The sequence below is a fragment of the Pseudomonas sp. IT-347P genome (assembly GCF_949768005.1).
In the GTDB taxonomy this organism is placed as follows: Bacteria; Pseudomonadota; Gammaproteobacteria; order Pseudomonadales; family Pseudomonadaceae; genus Aquipseudomonas.
In genome coordinates this window covers 247407-263575 of sequence record NZ_CATKPQ010000057.1, presented here as the reverse complement: position 1 = coordinate 263575, position 16169 = coordinate 247407, and the positions used below count along the sequence as shown (strand labels likewise).

General features: G+C 59.4%; 20 protein-coding genes. 8 read left to right on the top strand and 12 right to left on the bottom strand.

What is annotated here, in order from left to right; all coding sequences use genetic code 11:
* Window positions 1-156: 156 nt before the first annotated feature.
* On the bottom strand, window positions 157-726 hold the full coding sequence (locus ACM6IV_RS23690; RefSeq protein WP_003226785.1) for an elongation factor P: 570 nt from the start codon (window positions 724-726) through the stop codon (window positions 157-159).
* Window positions 727-774: 48 nt separating this feature from the next.
* On the bottom strand, window positions 775-1917 hold the full coding sequence (gene earP / locus ACM6IV_RS23685; RefSeq protein WP_414871880.1) for an elongation factor P maturation arginine rhamnosyltransferase EarP: 1143 nt from the start codon (window positions 1915-1917) through the stop codon (window positions 775-777).
* Window positions 1918-2041: 124 nt separating this feature from the next.
* On the opposite strand from earP, the gene ACM6IV_RS23680 reads away from it, so the two are divergent.
* Entirely contained in the window at window positions 2042-2449 is a 408-nt protein-coding gene (locus tag ACM6IV_RS23680; protein WP_093435173.1) for a hypothetical protein, read from the top strand.
* A 2-nt stretch (window positions 2450-2451) separates the two neighbouring features.
* Window positions 2452-2934: a GreA/GreB family elongation factor gene (locus tag ACM6IV_RS23675; RefSeq protein ID WP_137217767.1), complete on the top strand. Its 483-nt coding sequence runs from the start codon at window positions 2452-2454 to the stop codon at window positions 2932-2934.
* A 9-nt stretch (window positions 2935-2943) separates the two neighbouring features.
* On the opposite strand, the gene cysB is transcribed toward ACM6IV_RS23675, so the two are convergent.
* The 5 genes from cysB to ACM6IV_RS23650 form a co-directional block, all read right to left on the bottom strand.
* Window positions 2944-3918, bottom strand: coding sequence for an HTH-type transcriptional regulator CysB (cysB, locus tag ACM6IV_RS23670; RefSeq protein ID WP_003183769.1), 975 nt, complete (start codon window positions 3916-3918; stop codon window positions 2944-2946).
* A gap of 113 nt (window positions 3919-4031) precedes the next feature.
* Window positions 4032-4535 carry a universal stress protein gene (locus ACM6IV_RS23665; RefSeq protein ID WP_414871879.1) on the bottom strand — a complete coding sequence of 168 codons (504 nt, stop codon included), beginning with the start codon at window positions 4533-4535 and terminating at the stop codon, window positions 4032-4034.
* A 97-nt stretch (window positions 4536-4632) separates the two neighbouring features.
* Complete coding sequence (locus tag ACM6IV_RS23660) at window positions 4633-5538, bottom strand: 5'-nucleotidase (RefSeq protein WP_414871878.1); 906 nt, start codon at window positions 5536-5538, stop codon at window positions 4633-4635.
* Between the two features lie 30 nt (window positions 5539-5568).
* Window positions 5569-6540, bottom strand: a complete 972-nt coding sequence (locus tag ACM6IV_RS23655; RefSeq protein ID WP_414871877.1) for a putative 2-dehydropantoate 2-reductase — start codon at window positions 6538-6540, stop codon at window positions 5569-5571.
* Window positions 6537-6923 carry a thioredoxin gene (locus ACM6IV_RS23650; protein ID WP_414871876.1) on the bottom strand — a complete coding sequence of 129 codons (387 nt, stop codon included), beginning with the start codon at window positions 6921-6923 and terminating at the stop codon, window positions 6537-6539. Before ACM6IV_RS23650 ends, ACM6IV_RS23655 begins: the two co-directional genes overlap by 4 nt.
* On the opposite strand from ACM6IV_RS23650, the gene ACM6IV_RS23645 reads away from it, so the two are divergent.
* Both ACM6IV_RS23645 and ACM6IV_RS23640 read left to right on the top strand, forming a co-directional pair.
* Window positions 6922-7365, top strand: coding sequence for a PilZ domain-containing protein (locus ACM6IV_RS23645; RefSeq protein WP_414871875.1), 444 nt, complete (start codon window positions 6922-6924; stop codon window positions 7363-7365). The two genes, ACM6IV_RS23650 and ACM6IV_RS23645, sit on opposite strands and share 2 nt — an antisense overlap.
* A gap of 143 nt (window positions 7366-7508) precedes the next feature.
* On the top strand, window positions 7509-8585 hold the full coding sequence (locus ACM6IV_RS23640) for a 3-deoxy-7-phosphoheptulonate synthase (RefSeq protein WP_414871874.1): 1077 nt from the start codon (window positions 7509-7511) through the stop codon (window positions 8583-8585).
* 60 nt (window positions 8586-8645) lie between these two features.
* On the opposite strand, the gene ACM6IV_RS23635 is transcribed toward ACM6IV_RS23640, so the two are convergent.
* A complete protein-coding gene (locus tag ACM6IV_RS23635; protein WP_003226804.1) occupies window positions 8646-8927 on the bottom strand; it encodes a GNAT family N-acetyltransferase in 282 nt (93 codons plus the stop codon).
* A 638-nt stretch (window positions 8928-9565) separates the two neighbouring features.
* Here ACM6IV_RS23635 and oprI point away from each other — a divergent pair.
* Window positions 9566-9817, top strand: a complete 252-nt coding sequence (gene oprI, locus ACM6IV_RS23630) for an outer membrane lipoprotei OprI (RefSeq protein ID WP_025113130.1) — start codon at window positions 9566-9568, stop codon at window positions 9815-9817.
* Window positions 9818-9943: 126 nt separating this feature from the next.
* On the opposite strand, the gene ACM6IV_RS23625 is transcribed toward oprI, so the two are convergent.
* The 3 genes from ACM6IV_RS23625 to ACM6IV_RS23615 all read right to left on the bottom strand — a co-directional run bounded on the left by ACM6IV_RS23625 (window position 9944) and on the right by ACM6IV_RS23615 (window position 11982).
* Window positions 9944-10915 (bottom strand): L,D-transpeptidase family protein, encoded by a 972-nt coding sequence (locus ACM6IV_RS23625; RefSeq protein WP_414871873.1) that lies wholly within the window; start codon window positions 10913-10915, stop codon window positions 9944-9946.
* 110 nt (window positions 10916-11025) lie between these two features.
* Window positions 11026-11319 (bottom strand): hypothetical protein, encoded by a 294-nt coding sequence (locus tag ACM6IV_RS23620; RefSeq protein ID WP_003226812.1) that lies wholly within the window; start codon window positions 11317-11319, stop codon window positions 11026-11028.
* Window positions 11320-11376: 57 nt separating this feature from the next.
* On the bottom strand, window positions 11377-11982 hold the full coding sequence (locus ACM6IV_RS23615) for an arylesterase (protein ID WP_016985507.1): 606 nt from the start codon (window positions 11980-11982) through the stop codon (window positions 11377-11379).
* Window positions 11983-11992: 10 nt separating this feature from the next.
* Between ACM6IV_RS23615 and ACM6IV_RS23610 the strand changes: the two genes are divergently transcribed.
* Genes ACM6IV_RS23610 through greB form a run of 3 tightly spaced genes read left to right on the top strand, consistent with a single transcriptional unit; the run spans window position 11993 to window position 15712 of the window.
* Window positions 11993-12676, top strand: coding sequence for an ABC transporter ATP-binding protein (locus ACM6IV_RS23610; protein ID WP_007908572.1), 684 nt, complete (start codon window positions 11993-11995; stop codon window positions 12674-12676).
* Complete coding sequence (locus ACM6IV_RS23605) at window positions 12676-15180, top strand: ABC transporter permease (protein ID WP_414871872.1); 2505 nt, start codon at window positions 12676-12678, stop codon at window positions 15178-15180. The genes ACM6IV_RS23610 and ACM6IV_RS23605 overlap by 1 nt, the downstream gene beginning before the upstream one ends.
* 34 nt (window positions 15181-15214) lie before the next feature.
* Window positions 15215-15712, top strand: a complete 498-nt coding sequence (greB, locus tag ACM6IV_RS23600) for a transcription elongation factor GreB (protein ID WP_414871871.1) — start codon at window positions 15215-15217, stop codon at window positions 15710-15712.
* 6 nt (window positions 15713-15718) lie between these two features.
* On the opposite strand, the gene ACM6IV_RS23595 is transcribed toward greB, so the two are convergent.
* Complete coding sequence (locus tag ACM6IV_RS23595; RefSeq protein ID WP_414871870.1) at window positions 15719-16027, bottom strand: class I SAM-dependent methyltransferase; 309 nt, start codon at window positions 16025-16027, stop codon at window positions 15719-15721.
* Window positions 16028-16169 lie beyond the last annotated feature (142 nt).

Below are 16169 nucleotides of genomic sequence, written 5' to 3'. Positions count from 1 at the left end.
TCGCGATAGCGGTCAAGTCAGTCAATGGAGATATCGACTGGAATGACGCTATGGCGAGCAGGCTCACTCCTACAGGGGATTGTGGGCAACTCAAATCGCAGGCGCAAAAAAACCCGACACAATGGTCGGGTTTTTTCTTTCCGCAAAAAGCAGTGCTTATTTGGCACGGCCTTTGTAGGAACCGCCTTCGCGGGTATCGATCTCGATCATGTCGCCGATTTCGATGAAGTCAGCAACCGACAGTTCGGTACCGTTCTTCAGTTTGGCAGGCTTCATCACCTTGCCGGAAGTGTCACCGCGAGCGGAACCTTCGGTGTAGTCAACCTGACGCACGATAGTGGTCGGCAGCTCTACGGAAACCAGACGCTCTTCGAAGAACACGGCTTCGCAAACGTCGGTCATGCCTTCTTCAACGAAAGGCAGAACGCTTTCGATGTCTTCGGCGTTCAGCTCGTACATGGTGTAGTCAGTGGTGTCCATGAACGTGTAAGTGTCACCGCTGATGAACGACAGGGTGGCTTCTTTACGATCCAGGATCACGTCGTCCAGTTTGTCGTCCGCACCGTAAACGGTTTCGGTCTTGTAACCGGTCAGCAGGTTCTTCAGCTTGGTCTTCATGATCGCGCTGTTACGGCCCGACTTGGTGAATTCAGCTTTCTGAACCAGCCAAGGATCGTTGTCGATACGGATCACGGTACCGGGTTTGAGTTCTTTACCAGTTTTCATTGCGAATATCCGAATTTGGATGGGATTTACAAAAATCTAGGCCGCGTATCATATCCAATTTAGGTAAAACTGTACCAGCGCTGCGGCAAGATCGGCCTGCAAGCCTTGTTCCAGACACCACGCTTCGGCGTTTTCCTGCAGTTCTGGCCAATGATTACGGGCGGTGAGCCAGTGTTCGCCGATCGGCTGGCCGGCGCTCCACGCGCGCCAGAGACCGTTGATCGCCTCGGCAGCGGCCGGTGACAGGCCTTTTGTGTAGAGCGCGAGGAAAGCGTCGAGCTTGTCCAGGTGGATGTCTTCGTCCTGCTGATAGATGTGCCAGAGCATCGGCCGCCCCGCCCACTGTGCCCGAACGAATGAGTCCTCACCGCGCACCGCGTTGAAATCGCAGCACCAGAGCAACTGATCGTATTGATCCTGACGGACGAATGGCAGCACCTGCACAGTCAATGACTGACGCACATTGATCTCACCCACCATCAGGGTTTCCACCTCGAGCCAGCGCGCCACGTCGCCAAGAATCCGCCCTTCCGGCACCAACAGATGAGTCGGTGTCACGTCGGTAGCCAGCACATCGAGCCAACTGGCCAGCCCGGCATTCTCATAGGCAAACAGGGAAATCAGCTGCGCATCCGCCGCGCGATCGACCCCGAGACCTTGCAGGAATTGCCGCTGAGCCCCGGCATCCTGTTGAAACTGCCGACGCCGTTCGAGCAAGCCGCGCTCACGCAACAGGCCGCCGGTGCCAGGCTGAAATCCCGGAAAGAAAAAGAACTTCTGCACCGATTTGTATTTGACCGACGGCAAGCCGTGACAACCCGTCACCCAGTCCTCGGCGCTGAGATAGTCGAGGTTCATCCACAATGGCGGCTGCTCGCGCGCGGCCATCGCGTCCATGTAATCACTGGGTAACTGACAGGCGAACGCGGCGATCACCACATCCGCCGCATCTGTGTGCAACCACTCGGCCGGCCAGTGCCGCACTTCGACGCCTTGCTGCCATTGCTGTGCTGCACTGATATCGATCTCGGGGCAAATGCGTTCGAAAGCGCGCAAATCATCGACCCACAATCGCACCATCAAGCCATGCTCGGCTACCAATTGCCGGGCCAGACGCCAGGTCACGCCGATGTCGCCAAAGTTGTCGACCACGGTGCAGAAAATATCCCAGCGGGGTTTCAATTCCGGCATTCAAGACTCCCGTTGGCAAAAGCAGCGATTGTCCGCATAAATCACCTCGTGCAGAAGAGCCGACGGCGATTTAACTTCGTGCGACAATCGCCGCTTGCCCGCCATCACCCGCCAGGAGGCAGCCATGCCCTATCGCCCCAACCCGCGTCGCCCCTTGCCTGTTCAGCTTAGCGCGTTGCATTTGACCGGCAGCATTGCCTTGGGCATGTGGCTGGGCTTTGTTGCCATTGCGCTGACCTGCTGGCTGCTGTCGCATTTTCTGTTCAAGGAGCAATTGGCACCGGTTGCGCAAGCGGTGCAGCAATTGGCCAATCCGCCAGCCGTGCAGGTGCAACCGGATATTCCGCCACCGAGCCCGCAGTTCCAACAGTACGAAGAGAACCTGCGCAAGAATGAGCAGCAGGCGCGTCTGGATCAGGCTCGCGGCAGTACGCGCAATCTGTCCAATCCGAAGTGCCAGTTCTGGCTGCAGCAGGATCAGACTGCCCCCAGCGAAAAGAGCCGCGCCAACGTTTTGCAATTCTGCGATTGATCATGAACAAACACACCGTCCACCAACTGATTCTCGACAAACTGCGCGTCGACCTCGACATCGCCGAACGCGCCGCGCAAACCGCTTACGAGACTGCGACGCACGAAGAAAACATCGCCGAAAACAAATACGACACACTGGGCCTGGAAGCGTCGTATCTAGCCGCCGGGCAAGCGAAACGGGTCGAGGAGATCCGGCAGTCACTGGCGCTGTGCCAGAACCTGACGCTGCGTGCCTATGACGAAAACCGTGGCATCGAAGTCGGCGCCCTGCTTGGTCTGGAAGACGAAAAGGGTCGCGAGCAATGGCTGTTTCTGGCGCCGGATGCGGCAGGCCTGAAAGTCGACGTGGTCGGTCAGCCGATTACCGTCATCACCCCGCGCTCGCCGCTGGGCAAAGGTCTGCTGGGCAAGTGCGAAGGTGATGAGGTGGAAATTCTGGTGGCGGGCACCCGGCAACAGTTTGCTGTCACCGAGGTGCTGTGAGGCAATTGATCAGTGAACCGGCAGTTCGACGCCGTCGAACAGTTCTTCCAGCTCCTGCTTGTTGTGGCACTGAATGGCTTTGGCCATGACTTCGCGAGTCAGATGCGGGGCGAACTTCTCGATGAAATCGCACATGAAACCACGCAGGAAGGTGCCGCGACGGAAACCGATCTTGGTCACGCTCGACTCGAACAGTTCGCTGGCATCCAGCACCACCAGATCGTTGTCGAGTTTGGTGTCGACCGCCATTTTAGCGACGATGCCGACACCCAGCCCCAAGCGCACGTAAGTCTTGATCACGTCAGCGTCGGCGGCGGTGAACACCACTTTCGGGGTCAGGCCGCGATGGCTGAAGGCTTCGTCGAGCTTTGAACGGCCGGTGAAACCGAACACGTAAGTCACGATCGGATATTCGGCCAAGGCTTCCAGGGTCAGCTTCGGCAGCTTGGTCAGCGGGTGACCCTGCGGCACGACCACGCAACGGTTCCAGCGGTAGCACGGCATCATCACCAGATCGCCGAACAGTTCCAGCGCCTCGGTGGCGATGGCGAAATCGACGGTGCCGTCCGCGGCCATTTCCGCGATCTGCATCGGCGAACCCTGGTGCATGTGCAGTGCCACGTCCGGGTATTGCTTGATGAAATTGCTGATCACCGGCGGCAGTGCATAACGTGCCTGGGTGTGGGTGGTGGCGATCGACAAGGTGCCTTTCTTCTCGTTGGAGAATTCCTGGGCGATCTGTTTGATGCTTTCGACCTTGCGCAGAATCTCACCGGCGGTCGTGATGATGCGCTCGCCGGCCGGAGTCACGCGGGTCAGGTGTTTGCCGCTGCGGGCGAACACTTCAACGCCGAGTTCGTCTTCCAGCAGGCGGATTTGTTTACTGATGCCCGGTTGCGAGGTGTAAAGGCTTTGGGCTGTAGCGGAAACGTTGAGGTCGTGGTGCGCCACTTCCCAGATGTAGCGCAGTTGTTGAAGCTTCATATGTATCCCTCAAAGCAGGTAGACGCCACGGGCATCAGCGACGGTATATAACTATATTAATGGTTTGAATAATAAATCTAGAACTTTTTCATCAAAGCGCCATTATTCCTGCTTCAGCGATCCCCCCGCCGCCGCCGCTCCATTAACGGCACCAGATAAACCGGCACCTTGGCCAATTGCAGGACCCGCGCAGCCGTGCGCCCCAACGGCGTTTCCGCGCCCACCCCGTGACTGTGACTGCCTACGATCAGCAGATCGACAGAGAGTTTCTGCACCTGGTCGAGAATCACCTGTGACGGATCGCCCTGCAGCACGCGCATCGCGCGAATGCGCTGCAGGTCCTGCTCGCCTTCATCGCCCAGTTCTTCGCGAAAACTGTCCAGCACCCGCTGCTCGATATTGGCGATGACAGTTTTCAGACCCTGGCTGTGAAATTCGTTCAATGCCTGCTCGTCGAGATAGCTCTGCAACACCGATTCGGCAAACAGCCCCATCGGCTCCACCGCGTGCACCACGTACAGATCGGCATTGAATGTTCGGGCCAACGCCAGGGCATGCTGCATCACTAACGGGGCGTACAGACCGAGGTCAGTGGCATACAGCATCGAACGAATCATATGACCTCCTCGCGTGCCAACATGGCGGAGATTTGATTCAGCTTAGCAGTGCCTTGGCGACTACGACGGGCGACGCAACGTCTTGAACCAAAGGGCTTTAGACCGACGGTTCGTTGCTGATGCCATGCGGCACGTGGCCGGTGGCAACGACTTCGCGGGCGAGTTCGCAGTGGCCGGCCTGATCGTCGAAAAACACGTCGGCGGCAAATGCTTCGAGGAATGCCGATTTGGTCAGGCCGCCGAGGAACAGTGATTCATCGAGGCGAATGTCCCACTCGCGCAAGGTGCGGATCACCCGCTCGTGGGCCGGTGCCGAACGTGCGGTGACCAGCGCCGTGCGGATCGGGCAATCGTCATCGGGAAACTCGCGCTGCAACAGATTGAGTGCCGCCAGAAACCCTTTGAACGGCCCTCCGCGCAACGGCTCGCGGGCCGACTCGCGTTCCTTGGCCTGAAACGCTTCCAGCCCGCCGGACTGATAAACGCGCTCCGACTCATCGGAAAAAATCACCGCGTCACCGTCGAAGGCGATGCGCAATTCATCGCTGGCCGCGCGGCTGGCGCCACCGGACAGAATCGTTGCGGCAGCGAAGCCGGCGTCCAGTGCCGCGCGCACATCTTCGGCATGGGTCGAAAGAAACAGGTCGCAACCAAAAGCTTTCAGATAGGGATACGGACTGCGCCCGCCGACAAACGCCGCGCGGGAAATCGCCAGACCGTAATGATGAATCGAGTTGAACACGCGCAGCCCGGTGTCAGCGCTGTTGCGCGAGACCAGAACCACCTCGACCCGCGCACGGCCGAGGCGACTGTTCAGGCTCAGGAGTTTTTCCACCAGCGCAAAGGCATCGCCGGGCGCCAGCATCTCGTCTTCGTGCTCGATCTGATATTGCCGATAGGCTTCAACGCCGCTCGACAGGTAGACCTTGTGGCTCTCGCTCAGGTCGAACAAGGCGCGCGACGAAATCGCCAGCACCAGTTTGTCATCGATGTTCTTGGCCATGCCTTCCCCCGCCTACCGCAAAAAGTCGACTCAAGTGTTGCGTCGGTCGATAAAACTCAACGTTCGATACAGCGCTTCGATCCGCGGCAATTCACACCCCGCCGCTTTCGCCGCCGCCAGTGGCCGAGCGTAGATCGCCTCCAGCTCAAGCGGGCGCTTGTGCAAGAAATCGTGGTACATGCTCGGCCAATAGTCAGGCATTTTCTCGGTCATCGTGAACAGGAAATCGGCATACCCGGGCGGCACTTCCAGCCCGCACGCCTTGGCACCCTGTACGACTTCGGCCATCAACGCCTGGATCAAGGCGCGGCTGTCGGCGTCGGCCATCAGCGGCGTAGTGCCGGCGCCGAGCAGAACGGAAAGTCCGTTATAAGGAATATTCCACACCAGTTTCTGCCAGCGCGCCTGATGCAGATTGGCCATCGCCTGGGAATCGATTCCGGCAGCGCGGAACAACCCGGAGCCCTCCTCGACAATCGCCATGCGTGCGACGTCATCAATGGCCGGGCCGCTGTGGTAGCCGACGTTGACCGCGCCGAGTGCCTGATGGGTCACCAGACCCGGACCTTCGCGGTGTACACAGATCAGGCACAATCCGCCCAGCAGGTGCAGGGAATCGGGCAGCAGCTCACGCAAGCTGTCCTCGACGTCGAGACCGTTTTGCAGTACCAGCACTTTTGCATCCGCTTTGGCCGCTTGAACAATCGACGGGGCCAGACCGGCGTTGCTGGTGGTTTTCGCGCCCACCAACAGCCAGTCGCATTTCGGCATGTCGGCGGCGGCCGAATAGGCCTGCACCGGATTCAGCGTCAGCGGGCCATGCACCGCGCTGTTGATCTGCAAGCCGCGCTCGGCGACCGCCGAGAACTCGCTGCGCAACAAAAAGTGCACATCGAAGCCGGCACGCGCCAGCATCACACCGTAGAAACCACCAATCGCGCCGGTGCCGATAATCCCCACCTTCGGTTTATCAACGCCTGGTTTGGTCACTGCCCCCATCATGGCAACTCCTCTGCAATTCGACCCAGTGCCTGCGCCAGCGCTGCATTCAGCGCATCGGCCGTCAGGCGCGTGTGCAATGCCCCAAAAAACTCGCCGTCGCGCACCACAAACAGCGCCGGCAAATGAAAGACCTGATAACGCTCCACCAACCCACCGTTGTCGCCGGCATCGATCCAGCACAACTGATCGATTGCCAGCTCGAATCCCGGCAACACCTCGCGGGCATAACGGCAACTGGCGCAGCCGACACTGATGAAAATCACCAGCGAAACGCCGCTCATCGCCAACAGCCGTTGATCGGCGTCGAAATCGGTCAGTGCGGATTCGACCACTATACTGGGGGAAACAATGTCAAATGGCCGACACAGGGAGTCTGTGCTCATGGGACGTTTCATTCCTCATCCGGACGAGGTGCCGGTTGAATTAACCTTGCTCAAGCCTGAGTGTATTTCCAGGCAACAGCTGCACACTATCAGCCTCGGCGGCATCGCTTGCAATTACCACCGTGCCTGGCGCCATGGCACGGCCCTGCAAGTGCGCATGCCGACACTCAACGCCGACATCTGCTATCCGGGTTATGTGGCGTGGTGCCTGCGGCGCAAAAAAGGCTATCTGGTGGGCATCGCGTTCACCGACGAGCAGACGCTGTTCAGCGCGCGAATGGGTGAGCAAGTGTGTCAGATCGAGCGTTACTGCCGCATGAACGAAACCCACGACGACCTGCAGGATATTCAGGCGCTGGCCCTGCAATGGGTCGAACAACATGCCGACGAGTTCTCCCACGACAGCGTGCGCAAGGCTTTCGCCCAGCCAGTGCCGGACTGACGCACTTGTTCAAACCGTTACTTGCCCATTGTCGAGCAGGCGCTTTACGCGCTAAGGTTCCGCTCCCCGACGCGCTTAAATCTGCTGTGCTCCGCCGCGCGGGGATCGCTGGCGGCCGGCACCCGTGACCTGACGAGTAAACGATGGCTGATTTACCGATCAACGACCTAAACGTCGCCTCTAACGAGACCCTGATCACTCCCGATCAGCTCAAGCGTGATATTCCTCTGAGCGACGCTGCCCTGCGCACCGTCACCAAGGGCCGCGAAGTCATTCGCAACATTCTTGATGGCACCGACCACCGTCTCTTCGTCGTGATCGGCCCGTGCTCGATCCACGATATCAAGGCTGCCCACGAATACGCCGATCGCCTCAAGGTGCTGGCTGCAGAAGTTTCCGACACCTTGTATCTGGTCATGCGCGTGTATTTCGAGAAGCCACGGACCACCGTCGGCTGGAAAGGCCTGATCAACGATCCGTACCTGGACGACTCGTTCAAGATCCAGGACGGTCTGCACATCGGTCGTCAGTTGCTGCTGGATCTGGCCGAAAAAGGCCTGCCGACCGCGACCGAAGCCCTCGATCCGATCTCCCCGCAGTATCTGCAGGACCTGATCAGCTGGTCGGCCATCGGTGCGCGCACCACCGAATCGCAGACTCACCGGGAAATGGCTTCCGGCCTGTCCTCGGCCGTCGGCTTCAAGAACGGCACCGACGGCGGCCTGACCGTGGCAATCAACGCCTTGCAGTCGGTGTCCAGCCCGCACCGTTTCCTCGGGATCAACCAGGAAGGTGGCGTGTCGATCGTCACCACCAAAGGCAACGCCTACGGTCACGTGGTGCTGCGCGGCGGTAATGGCAAACCGAACTATGATTCGGTCAGCGTCGCCCTGTGCGAACAGGCGCTGAACAAAGCGAAGATCAAGCCGAACATCATGGTCGACTGCAGCCACGCCAACTCCAACAAGGATCCGGCCCTGCAACCGCTGGTGATGGAGAACGTCGCCAACCAGATCCTCGAAGGCAATCAGTCGATTATCGGCCTGATGGTCGAAAGTCATCTGAACTGGGGCTGCCAGGCGATTCCGAAAGACCTCGCCGACTTGCAATACGGTGTGTCGATCACCGATGCCTGCATCGATTGGTCCGCCACCGAAAACACCTTGCGCAGCATGCACGCCAAGCTCAAGGACGTGTTGCCAAAACGTCAGCGCACGTAAGCATCGTTTCGCGGGCATAAAAAAACGCCGGGCATTGCCCGGCGTTTTTGTGTGTGCGTTTCAGATCTTGGCGGCGCGGCGCTGATGGCGTTCCATGTAGCGCTCGACGTAGGAGCAGGACGGGATCACCGTGTAGCCCATTTCTTCGGCGTATTGCAGCGCGCTCTCGGTCAGCGCTGCGGCAATGCCACGGCCACGCAGGGCGTTGGGCACGAAGGTGCGATAGATATCCAGGGTCTGTTTTCCCAGATCCATATAGGTCAGGTAGGCACGATGACCGTCCACATTGGTCTCGAACTGATGACCAGCCTGGTCATGGTGGATGGACAACGCCTCGCTCATCACTACTCCTCGCGGGTCTCGAATTCTGACCCCTACCTTACCGATGTTTTTCCGGCGAAGGAACATCTACGCCACCCCGTGCCTGATGGACACCGAGAAGAGCCACACCGATCTCGCGCAACCTGGCACCTGATAAATAGTAGGCACCATTGGCAAAAATGCTCAAGGTACGCTCGTCATCAAGCGAGTTGACGGGGGTTGCTCCGATGGACGCAGAGGTGACTGGAGAGAACATCTTCCCTGACCACTCACCTGAACATTGCCGGATGTTGAGACTTAAGACGTGCGGCCTTTTTTAAAGTCACCTCAACATGCAGAAAGATACGCGAAGCAGCACGCAAAATCGGAACAAAAGTATGGACGTATTCATCTAGACAGACTTAGTCAAGACTGCAAAAACAGCACATGGCAGCGGGAACTTTTTCTCATTGACTCGCTCAGCTCGGGGCTTGCAGCTGCACATTTTTTAAACAGCGCAGTTAAAAGTTGCTCGAAAAAGAATCAACGCCTACAATTTTTTTTGCTTCTTGCCTTACGTCAGTTTACTTACTACAAGTAATGGGTAGTATGTACGCCGGCTATTTCCTCAATCGTGAGGAGACAGCCACTTAATTTGAAAGTCCTTGAAGGGGAACACGATGAACAACGTTCTGAAATTCTCTGCTCTGGCTCTGGCCGCAGTTCTGGCTACCGGTTGCAGCAGCGCATCGAAAGAAACCGAAGCACGTCTGACCGCTACTGAAGACGCAGCTGCTCGCGCTCAAGCTCGTGCAGACGAAGCATACCGTAAAGCTGATGAAGCTCTGGCTGCTGCTCAAAAAGCACAACAGACTGCTGACGAAGCTAACGAGCGTGCTCTGCGCATGCTGGACAAAGCTAGCCGCAAGTAATAATCCTTCGGGGTTGTTATCGAGCCGACCCGATTTTTTCGGGTCGGCTTTTTTATGCCCGATGCTTTTCCCCGGACAATAAAAAACCCGCCGACGCTTCACGCATCGGCGGGTTCAGCACCCGGCTTACTGCTGCAAGTCGATCGGTGTACTCGAGATCATCGGCGCCGACGCATTCGGTGTGCCGATTTCCGTTGGCAGGCCGTCTTCGGCCGCAACCACATCCCGCACCACATCCCAGTTCACGCGCAGGTTGTTGGTGACGTCTTCACGCTTGAGCATCGCATTGATCACGGCGGTGTGCTTGTCGACCACTGACGGGTTGCCCTTGTCGTCGATCGGCGTGTGCGCTTCCAGATAAACCTTGCCGCCACTGCTGCCGAACTTGTAGGCATCGTTGAGGATGCGCACCGACGTGCCGACCGGCACCATACTGGCCATTTCCAGCACGTTGTTGTTGAACATGCGGAAGCAGCCGTGACTGGTGCGCATGCCGATACCGAATTTCTTGTTCGAACCGTGAATCAGGTAGCCCGGTGTGCCCAGCGTGAACTTGAACGGACCTAACGGGTTGTCCGGGCCGGCCGGCACGACGTTTGGCAGCGGATCACCATCCGCAGCGTGTTCAGCCTTGATCGACGCTGGAGGCGTCCAGGTCGGGTTTGGCGTTTTGGCGATGATCGAGGTGTGCGCGATCGGTGAGCCCCAGCCCTCGCGGCCGATACCCAGCGGGAACGTGTACACCACGTCGCGACCTTTCGGGTAGTAATAGAGGCGGTATTCGGCGAGGTTGATGACGATGCCTTCGCGCGGGCCGGGCGGCAGAATGAAACGGGTCGGCAAGACGATTTCAGTGCCGGCCCCTGGCAACCAGGCATCGACGCCCGGGTTGGCCGCGACCATTTCCGAGTAGCCCAGATCGTACTTCGTGCCCAGATCGGCGAAGGTGTCTTCGTACTTGGCTTTGATCACCTGCACCTGGCCGATGATGTCTTCACCGGGTGGGGGCAGGGGAAACTCCAATGCAGCAACGGGACCGGCCACACACAGGGCGGCAAGTGACAGGCAGCGGGTGACGGCAGGAAAGCGCGGCAACATCCGGAAAATCCTTCGCATGATCAACAAGGGTATAAGGGCGCGATTGTACACCGCACTTTGGATATTCGGGGAGATCACCCCAATGCAGGCGACAGGGTGCTCCCACAGGGTCAGAGCTCGAAACGCAGCTCCGGCCAGATCGGCGAGGTGCCGCGCTTCTGCGATTCCAGAATCGCCCGGCACAGCGAACACAGGCGCTGATCCTGAAACACCCGGCGATCGACGCTCGACCAGCGCGGTTGTGCCGGCAACAGGCTGCCGCACAAGGTTCGATCGGCCGAGCCACCGAGTTCGAGTTGACGCGTCACCAGATGCACCCGCACTTCCTGACAGGCGAACAGATCCAGCTGCTCGTCAGGCTCGATCAGTTGGTAGGCAAACAGGGACCAGGCAGGACGCGGCATCGGGGGCTCCAAATAAGGGGGCGCCACATTAGCCGAAAGCCTGCCACTAGAAAAGCCTCATAACAGCGGTTTTAGCGTCGGCCAGACATTTTCCAGCAACTTGCCCTGAGCCCCGGCTGCCGGGTGCAGACCGTCGGCTTGCATCAGGTCCGGATGACCGCCGACGCCGTCGAGGAAAAACGGCACCAGCGGGATCTTTTTATCGTCGGCAAGCTTGCCGTAGACCTCGGCGAAGGCATCGGTGTAACGCTTGCCGTAATTGGGCGGCAGTTGCATGCCGAGCAGCAACACCTTGGCCCCGCTCTGACGAGAGCTGTCGATCATCGAGGCAAGATTTTGTTGCAATTGAGTTGGCGGCATTCCGCGCAAGCCGTCGTTGCCACCCAGTTCGAGGATCACCAGTTCCGGCTTATGCTCTGCAAGCAGCGCCGGCAGCCGTGCCTGGCCTCCGGCACTGGTGTCGCCGCTGATCGAGGCATTGACCACTTTGTCGTCGAAACCTTCCTGTTTGAGCCGTTGTTCAAGCAACGACACCCACCCCAAACGGGTATCCAGTCCGAAACCGGCGCTGATACTATCGCCAACGATCAGGACAGTACCCGCCGCTGCGTTCTGGGCCATGCACATCAAGGCCAGGCCAGCACTCAAAAACCACACACGCATCGGATTCTCCATGGGCGCAAGCATTCTCACCGCGAAGAACCTCAGCAAAGTGGTTCCCAGCGCGGAAGGTGAACTGACTATCCTGCACGAACTCAGCCTGGAACTGAACAAGGGCGATAGCCTGGCCATTGTCGGCGCGTCCGGTTCGGGCAAATCCACCCTCCTCGGCCTGCTTGCCGGTCTCGATCTGCCGAGTAGTGGCGAAGTCATCCTCGCCGGCCAGGGCCTGAGCAATCTTGACGAAGACCAGCGTGCACGCATTCGTGCCGAGCATGTCGGCTTCGTCTTCCAGTCCTTTCAGTTGCTCGACAGCCTCAACGCACTGGAAAACGTCATGCTGCCGCTGGAACTCGACGGCCGCAAAGACGCCCGTGAACGAGCGACCGAATTGCTCCAGCGCGTCGGTCTCGGCCAGCGCCTGACCCACTCACCGCGCCAGCTCTCCGGTGGCGAACAGCAACGTGTGGCCATTGCCCGCGCCTTCGCTGCCGAGCCTGACGTGCTGTTTGCCGACGAACCCACCGGCAACCTCGACAGCCACACCGGCGAGCGCATCAGCGATCTGCTCTTCGAATTGAACAAGGAACGCGGCACCACCCTGGTGCTGGTGACCCACGACGAACGCCTGGCCCATCGCTGCCGGCGCCTGATCCGACTTGAAGCCGGGCTGTTGGTCGCCCCTCTGGAGCCTTGATGGCACGTTTGCCGCTGTTGCGTCTGTTCAGTCTCGCGTTACGCCAACTCATGCGCGATGCCCGCGCCGGGGAATTGCGCGTGTTGTTTTTTGCGCTGGTCGTGGCGGTCGCTGCGAGTACTGCTATCGGTTACTTCGGCGCCCGCCTGAACGGCGCAATGATGCTGCGTGCCACCGAGTTTCTTGGCGCCGACCTGGTGCTGGAGGGCAGCTCGCCAGCCCGTGAAGAGCAGATCAGGAGTGGCACCGAGCTGCTTCTTAAGCATGCGCAAGTGGTGGAATTTTCCAGCGTCATCGCCACCGACAACGGTATTCAATTGTCGAGCATCAAAGCCGTAGACCGTGCCTATCCGTTGCGCGGCGAACTTAAAAGTGCACCTGCCCCCTTCGCCGCAGAAGAGTCCGGCGGCGAACCGCAACCCGGCGAAGCCTGGGTCGAGGCACGCCTGTTGACCGCACTGGATCTGAAGATCGGCGACAGCATCGATGTCGGCATGAAGACGTTGAAACTGACCCGCGTGCTGACTTACGAGCCGGATCGCGCCGGCAACTTCTATAGCCTCACGCCACGGGTGATGATCAACCTCGACGACCTCGCCGCCACCGGCGTGGTGCAACCCGGCAGCCGCGTGAGTTACCGCGAGCTGTGGCGCGGCGAGCCGCAGGCGCTGGAAACCTATCGGCAACTGATCAAACCCGGGCTCGCCGCCAACCAGCGGATACAGGACGCCCGCGATGGCAACCGACAGATTGGCGGTGCACTCGGTAAAGCCGAGCGTTATCTGAACATGGCCAGTCTGGTCGCCGTGCTGTTGGCCGGTGTCGCGGTGGCATTGTCCGCCAACCGTTTCGCCAGTCGCCGTTTCGACGCCAGTGCCTTGCTGCGTTGCCTCGGTCTGTCGCGTCGGGAAACCATGGTGCTGTTCAGTTTGCAACTGACCGTACTGGGGCTGCTCGCCGCGCTCAGTGGAGCGCTGCTTGGCTGGTTGGCGCAATTGGGATTGTTCGCACTGCTGCATGACTTGCTACCAAGCGACGTTCCACCGGGCGGTCTGTTTCCCGCCATTGCCGGGATCGGCACCGGACTGGTTGCATTGGCCGGTTTCGCCTTGCCGCCGCTGGCGGCCTTGGGTCGCGTGCCGCCGCTGCGTGTACTGCGCCGGGACATGCTGCCGATCCCGTCGAGCACCTGGATGGTTTACGGCGCAGCCTTGGGTGCGCTCGGCCTGATCATGTGGCGCCTGAGCCTGGATCTGCTGCTGACGTTCGCCTTGCTCGGCGGCGGCGTGGTCGCTGCGCTGGTGTTGGGCGGCTTGCTGCTGTTGCTGCTGCAAAGTCTGCGGCGGATGCTCGCCCGTGCTTCGCTGCCATGGCGCCTGGGCCTGGGCCAGTTGCTGCGCCACCCCTTGGCTGCGGCCGGTCAGTCGCTGGCATTCGGCCTGATTCTGCTGTCGATGGCCTTGATCGCCCTGCTGCGCGGCGAACTGCTCGACACCTGGCAAAACCAGTTGCCGAAAAACGCACCGAACTACTTTGCGCTGAATATTCTGCCGGCAGATAAACAGGCGTTCACCGATCACCTGATCAAGGTCTCCGCGCAAGCCGCACCTCTTTATCCAGTCGTACCCGGCCGATTGATCAGCATCAACGGCGAAGCGGTGCAACAAATCGTCAGCAAGGATTCGGCGGGCGATCGTGCCGTGCAGCGCGACTTGAGCCTGACCTGGGCGGCGGATTTGCCGGCGGGGAACAAACTCACCGCGGGTGAATGGTGGAAGGATCAGCCCACCGACGACGTTCCCGGTGTCTCGGTGGAAGGCAAAGTCGCCGAAAGCCTCAAGCTCAAACTCGGCGATCACATGGTGTTCAGCGTCGGCGGGGTTAACCGCGAAGCAAAAGTGACCAGCCTGCGCGAGATCAACTGGGACAATTTTCAGCCGAACTTCTTCATGATCTTTCAGCCCGGCACATTGAAGGATCTGCCAGCGACTTACCTGACCAGTTTTTATCTGGCCCCCGGGCATGATCAGCAGATCGTCGAACTGTCGCGCACCTTCCCGGCGGTGACCATTCTTCAGGTCGAAGCGCTGCTGGAACAACTGCGCAGCATCCTCGCCCAGGTCACCCTGGCCGTGGAATATGTATTGTTGTTTGTTTTGGCGGCGGGGATGGCCGTGCTGTTTTCCGGTTTGCAGGCGACGCTCGATGAACGGATTCGCCAAGGTGCGCTGTTGCGTGCGCTGGGTGCGGAGCGCCAGTTGCTGATCAAGGCGCGGCGTATCGAATTCGGCCTGCTCGGTGCAGTGAGCGGCTTGCTTGCGGCCATCGGTTCGGAAGTGGTGAGTCTGGTGCTGTATCGCTACGCGTTCGATCTGCCGTGGCACCCGCATCCATGGCTGCTGGTGCTGCCGTTGATTGGCGCGGCGTTGATTGGTGGCGCGGGCGTGTTCGGCACGCGCCGGGCGCTGAACGCAAGTCCGCTGACAGTGTTGCGTGAGGGTTGATAGACTCAAGCGGTCTTAATCACAAGAAGTTGCCATGAGCCGTTATCGCCCTCCCCGCACAGCCGGCACCGCGCTGATCACCCCCGAAGGTGAAGCGCGGATGCGCGCCGAATTCCATGAGCTGTGGCATGTGCGCCGCCCACAGGTGACGCAGTCAGTCAGCGAGGCAGCGGCTCAGGGCGATCGTTCGGAAAATGCCGAGTACACCTATGGCAAGAAGATGCTGCGCGAAATCGACAGTCGCGTGCGTTTTCTCACTAAACGCCTTGAAGCACTGAAAGTCGTCAGCGAAAAGCCCAGTGATCCGAACAAGGTCTACTTCGGCGCCTGGGTGACCATCGAAGACGAAGACGGCAAGCAATCGCGCTACCGCATCGTCGGCCCGGATGAACTGGATCTGAAACTGGGCTTGATCAGCATCGACTCGCCCCTGGCCCGCGCCTTGATCGGCAAGGCGCTGGACGCTGAAGTCCGCGTGCAGACGCCGACCGGTGAGCAGTTCGTTTACATCGTCGCTATCGACTATCTGTAAACCGTATTAGCGGCGAGTGATCAGCCCCTGCCGCGCAACGCGGACCAGTTGCTTGATCATCTGCGGCGCATCTTCTGCACTCGGTGCCTGAATCACCGCCAGATCAAAACTGTCACTGGCAAAGCGCGCCAGCGACTCGCCGTCTTCAACGAACTGGATCAGGAACGCGGCAGGGCCGCCGCTGCGACGTGGCCAGCCATCGAGATAACGCAATAGCGTCGGCTGATGTTTGCCGCCAAGGAGGATTTTAGGGTTGCGCTGGGTGATATGTGCCGTGATCGGCGCGGGACGTGCTGGAGGGCTTAGTGCATTCATCGTGTCGTGTCTCTGCCTCAAAAGTCTGCATGGCAGGTGAGAGGCAACACCGAACCAGCGCTTTAGCGGTATTTCGAAGCCCTGTTCCGGCTTCTGACGGCAACTGTTGAAGTTACCTGGCGCCCCGCAAGTAGCTGTTTAA